The sequence below is a fragment of the Candidatus Limnocylindrales bacterium genome, assembly GCA_035571835.1.
Lineage (GTDB): Bacteria > Desulfobacterota > Binatia > UBA1149 > CAITLU01 > DATNBU01.
The window spans coordinates 199,520-208,220 of the sequence record DATNBU010000037.1; the positions used below are offsets into that span (position 1 = coordinate 199,520).

An 8,701-nucleotide genomic window follows, 5' to 3' on the forward strand; every position below is an offset into this window, starting at 1 on the left:
GCGCGTTTCCTCCTAAGAGGACACCACCTCACAGGTCACCTTGAACGAATAGATCACTGGATCACCTCCTTTGTTTTCGGCGGGGGACAATGAGCGGTCCCGAGCACCGCTGCCTCAGAGGAAGACCGCCGGTGTCCCCCCTGGGCCCCGGCCACCGACCGAAGTCGGCGATGAGGCCTGTGTACGCCTCGGCCAGGCGATCGCTGAACAGGCGGTCAAATTACGCTCGCGCCTGACGGTTGTCGAGACACGGAAGTGCAAATCTGCTGGTGTTTTTCCGCAAAAGCGGGTGACCGTGCGGTACTGCTTCGACGCCTGTTCGAACTCTGAACGCGTCGCGTCGCAAGACACGGCGAGCGCCGCCAACAAACATTCTTGCATTCCCACTGCAACACCCATTAGGTTGCGATCGGGAATCGGGGAGAGAGGCGCACGTTTCGCGTGCGCGGTTCCGAAGCCTCCAAGGAAAGCTTATGAAAAATCGACTTCGTCATCTCGCCATCGTTGCGTTCGCTGCGCTCGTGTCGTCGAGCGTTGCGTCGGCCCAGTGCCCGGACTGTTCCGTCAAGGGCGGTGGCAGCCCGAAGACCGACTGTCACGTCGAGCTCGCAAACGACGTGCTGCACGTGAACTACCCGTTCTATCCGAAGAAGAGCAAGGAAGTGCGCTGCTTCGACGGCGATGCGTGCGACCTCGACGGCATCGCGAACAACTCGTGCACGTTCGACGTCGACCTCTGCCTGCACAACGCGGATCCGTCCCTGCCCGACTGCGTACCGGCGACCGTTACGGCCGTTACGGTAAGCGACGTCGAGGATTTCCCGGAGCTCACGAGCCTGCAGACTGCCGCAAATGGCCTGCTTCCCGCCAGCACCAACGTCTGCACGACCGGTCAGACCGTCACTGTCCCGCTCGAAGGTCCGGACGACAACGGCGTCTACACGGCGACCAAATTCTCCATGAAAATCGGCACCGAAGGCGGCAAGGACAAGGACAAATACAAGTTCCTGTGCGTGCCGCGCGGCTGGCCGAGCCACGGCTACGACAATGCGAATACGCGCGCGACGCCGCTCGACACCGGCATCGACTCGACGAACGTTTCGACGCTCGTCGAGAAGTGGACGTTCAATACGCCGGGCGACAACCCTGCGGTCAGCTCGACGGTGACGGTCGGCTCGACGATGGTCTACACGACCGCCTGGGACAGCAAGGTCTACGCGCTCGACAAGAAGAACGGCGAGATCAAGTGGACGTTCAATACCCACGCCACCCACGGCGGCATCACCAAGGGAATTCAAAGCTCGCTTACGCTCACGCCCGAAGGCCGCGTGCTTGTGGCCGACAGCAACGGACAGCTCTACTGCCTCGACGGAAAGAAAGGCACGCAGGTCTGGCACGCCGACGCGGCGACTGCGGATCCGAACGCCGCACACGCGTGGGCAAGCCCGCTGGTCGCCAACGGCATGGTGCTGATGGGAATCGCATCGCACAACGACGCGCCGTGTACGCGCGGTACGCTGATCGCGTACGACCTCAACACAGGTGTGGAGAAATGGCGCCAGCACACCGTTCCGGAGCGCATCTGCTACGACGACACGACCAACGAGTGCAGCGCGAACAGCGATTGCGTCGCCGCTGCGGCAGGCTCGCCTTGCCTGATCGGAGACTGCGACAGCAACCCGGAAATCTCGTGCACCACGAACGCGGATTGCCCGAGCACGTTCCTTACGGGCGGTCAGTGCATTGCAGCCGGATCACCGACGGGAGAGTGCTGGCTCGAGCGATCGATCTCGTGCACGGCCGACGCCGATTGTCCGGCGTGCGTCCCGGGGGTCGGCGGTGGAGTAACGGCGACGCCGGCGGCTTCGGCCGACGGAACCTCCATCTACATGGCGAGCGTCGGCTGCCTGTCGCGGCCGTCGATCGGCAACTCCGACAGCATCTTCAAGCTCGACGCCGCAACCGGCGACATCGTGTGGGCTTACCGGACCGAGTCGATCGAGCAGTTCCAGTCGTTCGAGGGCGGACCGACCTACCACGATTACGGATTCCTCAACGGGCCGATCCTCACCGACAACGGCACGCCGCTGGCCGTGGCCGGTGGAAAGGACGGAGCGATCTACGCAGTGAACCAGGAAACCGGCGCGCTCGAATGGTCGAACGTCATTTCGGCGCCACCGACGTTCGCCGGATTCGGACTCTTCAACGGCGCGGACGCGTACGACGCGGAGACCGATCAGTTCTTTGCAGCGCTCGACGGCAGCACGACGTACGCGACGTCGAACGACCACCTGATCTCCTTCAATGGGGCAGACGGAACGACCGGCTGGTCAGAGCTTCCGGGCTCGTCGAACGCGAGCTGGAGCAGTCTCACGCTCGCGAACGACGTTCTCTATGCGGGAACCAATGCCCATTCGCGGCTCGACGCGTACAACAAGGCGACGGGCGCGTTCATCGCATCGCTGAACGTCCCGTCCGGACAGGTCTACGGCGGAGCGGCGGTCGAAAACGGCGTGATCTACATTCCCTTCGGGAACATCATCAGCGGCGACGGCGGCGTGATCGCCTACCAGTTGCCGACGGCGCCGTAGGCATTCGACAATCCGGGACAGGTACGAATTGTAGTTCGTACCTGTCCCATCTCGGGACGGCGGCGGATTTTCGAATCCGCCGCCGTTTTTTTGCGAATGGAGCTGGAGCGACTTACTGCCGGAGCGCCGGCTCGTATCCCCACGGCAGATTGACCTGCTTCGACTCGAGATACGCGCGCAGGCCTTCGGGTCCGAGCTCGCGACCGATCCCGGACGACTTGAAGCCGCCGAACGGCGAGCCGAACTCCATCATGAAACCGTTGACGGTGTAGACGCCGGTGCGCACGCGGCGCGCGACGTCGAGCCCGCGGTCCACGTCGGCGGTCCATACGGATCCCGCGAGCCCGTATTCCGAGTCGTTGGCGATCGCGACCGCGTCCTTCTCGTCGTCGAACGGGATCAGCACGAGCACTGGTCCGAAGATCTCCTCGCGCGCGACGCGCATCGAATTGTTGACGCCGGTCATCAGCGTCGGCTCCACGTACCAGCCTTTGTCCATCGACGACGGGCGGCCGCCGCCGACCGCAACCTTGGCGCCTTCGCCGCGACCGATCGCGATGTAGCCTTCGACGCGCTCGCGCTGCCGGCTCGAAACCAGCGGCCCGCACTCGGTCGACGGATCCATCGGATCGCCGACGCGCATCGCGCCGACTGCCGCCGAAAGGCGCTCGGCGACTTCGTCGTAGCGCGAGCGCGGCGCGAGAATGCGCGTCTGCCCGACGCACGCCTGGCCGTTGTTCATGATCGCGCCGCCCATCAGGCCCGGGATCGCCATGTCGAGGTCGGCGTCCTCCATGACGATGCAGGCCGACTTTCCGCCGAGCTCGAGCGTGACGCGCTTCAGGTTCTGGCCGCAGATCGATGCGATGTGCCGTCCGGCGGCGGTCGAACCCGTGAACGAAACCTTGTCAACGCCGGGATGCCGCACGAGGTATTCGCCGACCTCACGCCCGGTCTGGACGATGCTGACGACGCCTTCCGGAATGCCGGCCTGCGTGCAGGCCTCGGCAAGGATGTACGCGTCGAGCGGAGTCTCGGGCGCCGGTTTGACGACGATCGTGCAGCCGGCGGCCAGTGCCGGCGCGAGCTTGAGCATGATCGTGAACAGCGGGACGTTCCACGGCACGATCGCCGCGACCACGCCGACCGGCTCGTGGCGCACCACGCACGGTCCCATCATTCCCTGGCGCGTCTCTTCGAATGCGAACTCGCGCGCGAGCCCGGTGAAGTAGTCGAGCACCATGTTGGCGGCCATCGCCTGGCCGAGGTTCGAAAAGCTGATCGGCGAGCCCATCTCGCGCGTGATCGTCTCGGCGATCTCCTCGCTGCGCCCCTGGAGGATGGCCGAGAGCTGGGCCATGTGGGCCGCGCGCTCGGCGGCCGGCATGCGCGGCCACGGGCCGTCGTCGAACGCGTGGCGTGCGGCCGCGACGGCCGCATCCACGTCGGCCTCGCGGGCCTCGGGAACCCGGGCGATGGCTTCCTCGGTATGCGGCGAGATCACGTCGATGGTCGCGCCGGAAGAGGGAGCCTGCCACTGGCCGCCGATGTAGAGCTTGTCCTGGGTCTGCATGATCGAGCTGTTCTCCCGCAAATGAAGTGGTTCGGACCGCCCGTGTGTAGCCCGGAGGGCCGTCCGGCGGAAATCCAAACGATCGTTTGTCTCGCCGGAAATCGGGGACAGACACCGATTTCCCGAAACCCGGGACAGACACCGATTTCCCGAATTCGGGGTCTGACCCCGATTTCCTCAAAACCGCGAGCTAGACCGCGACCGCGCTCTTTTCCGTCAGATCGCGAACCCGCTGGCCGAGAATCCACGCGAGATTGCGGAACAGCTTGGCGCCGGTGCCCGGGAAGCGGCGACGAACGCGCTCGAGATCGGCCGACGAAAGCCGCAGGATTTCGGTGCCCGTTTCGGCAACCACGTCCGCCGAGCGCGGCTTGGTGTCGATCAGCGCGACCTCGCCGAACAGGTCGCCGGACTTCATTTTCGACAGCAGTTTTTCGCGGCCGCCTTCGGTGACGCTCGCGCGCAGCGCGCCGCTCAGCACCAGGTACATGCTGCCGTCGCTCTCTTCGCCGCGCTGGATCACGTGCTGTCCCGGCTCGAACGTCTCGATCGTGCCGAGCATGATCACCTTGCGCGCTTCCCACTTCGTGAAGTCACGAAGCAGCGCCGTCGCCGTGATGTCGCCTTCGAGCTTGAGCCCGACGATGTTCCACGCGGTCACGAGCCGCGTTGAGACCATGAGGATCGGCGTCATGGTGAGCTCGGTGACGATGGCGAGCAGCATCGTTACCGCGGAAAGGCCGCCGAAGTAGGCGGTCGGCACGAAGTTCGAGAACACCAGAATCGCGAAGCCGGCCGCGAGCGCGAGCGACGTCGACAGGATCGATTTCCCCTCGGCATGAAGGGTCGCGAACATCGCCTTTTCCTGGTCGTGGTGCCGGTCGAGCTCGGCGCTGTAGCGCGCCATGTAGTGCACCGTGTCGTCGACGGCGATGCCGATGGCGATCGCCGCGATCATGCACGTGCCGACGTTCAGAGGAATGCCGAACACACCCATGATCCCGAAAATGACGGCGATCGGCACCAGGTTCGGGATCAGCGAAAGCAGGCCGGCGCGGATCGACATGAACATCGCCGCGTTCACGAGCGCGACCGCAATCAGCAGGCTGACGAGGTCCGACACCATGTTGAAGACCATGTAGTCGGAGGCTTCGTTGATCAGGATCGACTCGCCGGTCGGAGTAACGCTGACCGCTTTCGGAAAATTCGCGACCGACCAGTCGCGCAGGTCGGCGAGCACGCGGTTGAGCTCCCACGTGCTCGTGATGTTGTGCCGCACGGTGATGCTGGCGCTCGAGTAGTCGGCGTTGACGTAGCGCGCGAGGTCTTCACCGTCGAGCATCAGCAGGTACTGTGCGATGAGGTCGCTCGAGTCCGGCACGACGAAACGCTTCTCGTCTCCGCCGTCGATCTCGCGCTGCATGGTGCGCACGAAGTCGGCGACCGACAGCGTCTTGTCGATGCCGGGCACTTTCGCGAGATGATCCTGGAGCGCGGCAATCGTACGCAGCAGCGCCGGATCCTTGATCGCGTCCGGACGGCCGCCTTCGACGATGACGGAAAAGTTCGTCACTCCGGCAAGTCTCTCGTGCGCCTGCTCGGTCCGCTCGCGCAGCACGCTGCCCTTGTGAAAGTAGCTGAGCAGGTCGTTGTCGACGCGGATCTGCGTGGCGGCGACGCCCGATGCGACGGCGACCAGCACCGCAATCACGAGCACCATTCGTCCGTGCTCGAGGTCGAAGCGCCCGATCCAGTCCATCAGTGCGTGCGTGCGGCCGATCGGAGCGTCGTCGGCGACTGCAGCCATCTTGGCCGGAATCGGCCAGATGCGCAGCAACGCCGGGACCAGGACGATCGAGATCACGAAGTTCGCGGTGAATCCGATCGGCGCGAAGATGCCGAACTCCTTGAGCAGGCGGATGTCCGACGTCACCAGCGTGAGAAACCCGAGAACCGTAGTCGCGGTGGTGACCAGAAGCGGCACCGCCAGCGTCTCCATCGTCTCGAGCAGCGCTTTTCGTTTGTCGCGGCTGTGCGCGTACGCCTGGTGGTACTCGGCGATGATGTGCACGTCCTCGGTAAAGCCGATGCAGATCAGCAGCACCGGGATCAGCGCAGTGATCACGGTGATCGAGTATCCGAGCAGCCCCATGAGCCCGAACGTCCAGACGATGCTGAGGAGCCCGGTCGTGATCGGGATCGCGACCGCGTGCGACACGCGGAACATCAGCCACAGCACGACGAGCAGCAGCACGAGCGCGAGCGGCATCAGCCGCACCTGATCCTGCTGCACGAACTCGACGAGCGTCGCCTTGGTGAACGGGCCGCCGATCTGCCAGATCTCCAGGCCGGACGCCTGGTGCACCGATGCGATCACGCGCTCGAGCGCGGCGGCAAAATCGGGGTCGAACTTCGAATCGGTGCCGGGGTTCTGCGTGTAGACGAGCACCGCCGTCGCCTTCGCATCTTCCGACACGAGGTTGCCGGCGAGCAGCGGGTTGCGAAGCGCCTGGCGCCTGATGTCGGCGAGCACGGCAGGATCCTTCGGCAGCACCGGCGGAAACAGCGGATCCGTATCGATCGAATCCCCCGTACCGCGGATGTTGCCGACGGTGACGAGGCTCGTCACCGAGCGCACTCCGGGAATCGCGCGGCTTTCGTTCGTCAGCCGCGCGATCGCTTCGAGAGCCTTCGGCTGAAACACGTCGTCGGCCTGCACGAGGACGAGCGTCAGGTCGTCGCTGCCGAACTGGCGCTTGGCGTCTTCATAGAAGCGGCCGGCCGGACTGTCGGCGGCCATCAGGTCCTTGGCAGTGACCTCCGTGCGGAGCCCGGGAAGCCCGGTCGCGAGCAGCGCCGTCACCACGAGCACGAGCGCAACGGAGATTCGTTGATGGAAGATGATCCAGCGGCAGAGCTTGCGCATCAGGTTGGCGTCCGACGTCTTCGAAAAGCCCGAGAGCTCGCCAGAAGTACTTCTGGAATTCCTCCGGGAATTCTGGAAGTCCCTAGAAGTCCTGGCCGGCTTCGAGTGCGGCGGTCGTGAACATGTCTTCCTTGAGGCCCTTGCCGTGCTCGCGCCCGCGGATCGTCAGCACTGTGCTGGTGCCGGCGCCCTTGTCTTCCATCGTGATCTCGTCGGCGCGCCATGCGCTGCCGGCAACCTGGACGAGCTTGCGGTCGCTCTGCACCTTGGCGAGCTTTCCGGCGGAGTCGAACAGCTCACGCCGGACGATGTAGAGATTGTCCTTGCGGATCGAAAGGCGCCGTTTCGAATAGCCGGTGTCGAGCGATGCCGAAGCCGGCGTGGCATCGACGAGCCAGCACGGCGCGCCGTCGACGTCGCCTTCCCCGGCGCTCGCGTACGTCCATGCGGACGGGTCTTCCGGCGCAAGATCCTCGTACGCGAAATCGGTTCCCATGAAGCGCACGCGCCGCCCGCCCGACGCCACGCGCTTGGCCTTGCGCAGCGCCGGCAGAAAGAACCACTGGTCGCCGGCCTGCCCGGCTTGTCCCTCCCACGTCAGGATTGCGGTTCCTTCGACGTCGTGCGGAGACGTGAATCTCGCAAGGCTCTTCGAACGGCCGTCGGGCGTCGTCATCGACCAGACGGTGATCTGTCGCTCCTTGGCATCTCCGGACATCGCGGCAATGCGCATCGTGCGATCCTCGCGCTCGTCGGTGAGGCGATGCGCTGCAACCGAGCGCTTGACGAGCTCGGCCGGGCTCTCGGCAGCAGCGGCCGCGGCAGGCACCTGCGCGGGCTCCGCTGCAGCAGCGACAGGGCGAGCGAGCGCCGTAAGCGCGAGCGCAATGATCATGCTCCTGCACGATGAGAATGGTCCCATGGTCCCTCCCGCATGGCCGCCTGGCCGCCTCGTCAGTTGGCCGTGCGCGGTCTTCTACACCGGATTGCTTGCCGAAGAACGGCGGGCCGGGCGCGCCTGCCCCGACGGTCACAGCGTCCAGACGAGGCTGCTGTAGAACCGGCTGTTGTCCGTCCAGGTGCCCAGCGAAGTATCGCGGTCGCCGAAGAATGTATCGAATCCCGCCTCGAGCTTCACGTCGTCGCGCAGTTTCCGAATGACGCGCGGGCCGAAATAGAAGCTCGGGTCGTCGGTCGAGGCCAGCAGGAAGTCGAATTCCACCGACGTCGTCTCGCTGAAGACGACCTCGAGTCGCGACGCAATGCCGTCTTCCTGCAGCAGCGGATCGGCGCGCCCGACGATGTCGATCGTGAAGGCCGATTCGCTCTGGAGCGGCTCGTTGCGCAGGTACTCGAGCACGAGGAGCGCCCGCTCCACGTGAAGAAGCGGAATGGGACCCGCGAACCAGTCGACACCGTTCACGGTCTCGACCCGCGAGCCGGTCGAATGGTCGCCGCCGATCCGGAAGGCCGTCTCCGAATGCAGCTCGAAATTGCCGAAGCTCGTCGACAGCGACAGCCCCGGCACGTGGATGCGCGGGAAGAACGTCTCCAGCGTCGAGACGTCGAGCTCGGGAAACTCGTAGTAGCCGTCGTAGTAGGAGAGCGCGG

5 protein-coding genes are annotated in these 8,701 nt (G+C 64.9%); 1 reads left to right on the plus strand and 4 read right to left on the minus strand.

Annotation, left to right across the window (positions count from 1 at the left end):
- Positions 1-473: 473 nt before the first annotated feature.
- Positions 474-2,591: a PQQ-binding-like beta-propeller repeat protein gene (locus tag VN634_16725; protein ID HXC52528.1), complete on the plus strand. Its 2,118-nt coding sequence runs from the start codon at positions 474-476 to the stop codon at positions 2,589-2,591.
- 112 nt (positions 2,592-2,703) lie between these two features.
- On the opposite strand, the gene VN634_16730 is transcribed toward VN634_16725, so the two are convergent.
- The 4 genes from VN634_16730 to VN634_16745 form a co-directional block, all read right to left on the minus strand.
- Positions 2,704-4,164 carry an aldehyde dehydrogenase gene (locus tag VN634_16730; protein ID HXC52529.1) on the minus strand — a complete coding sequence of 487 codons (1,461 nt, stop codon included), beginning with the start codon at positions 4,162-4,164 and terminating at the stop codon, positions 2,704-2,706.
- Between the two features lie 190 nt (positions 4,165-4,354).
- Positions 4,355-7,090 carry an MMPL family transporter gene (locus VN634_16735; protein ID HXC52530.1) on the minus strand — a complete coding sequence of 912 codons (2,736 nt, stop codon included), beginning with the start codon at positions 7,088-7,090 and terminating at the stop codon, positions 4,355-4,357.
- 82 nt (positions 7,091-7,172) lie between these two features.
- Entirely contained in the window at positions 7,173-8,012 is an 840-nt protein-coding gene (locus VN634_16740; protein ID HXC52531.1) for an outer membrane lipoprotein-sorting protein, read from the minus strand.
- Positions 8,013-8,120: 108 nt separating this feature from the next.
- On the minus strand, positions 8,121-8,701 hold a 581-nt coding region (locus VN634_16745), incomplete at its 5' end, for a hypothetical protein (protein ID HXC52532.1).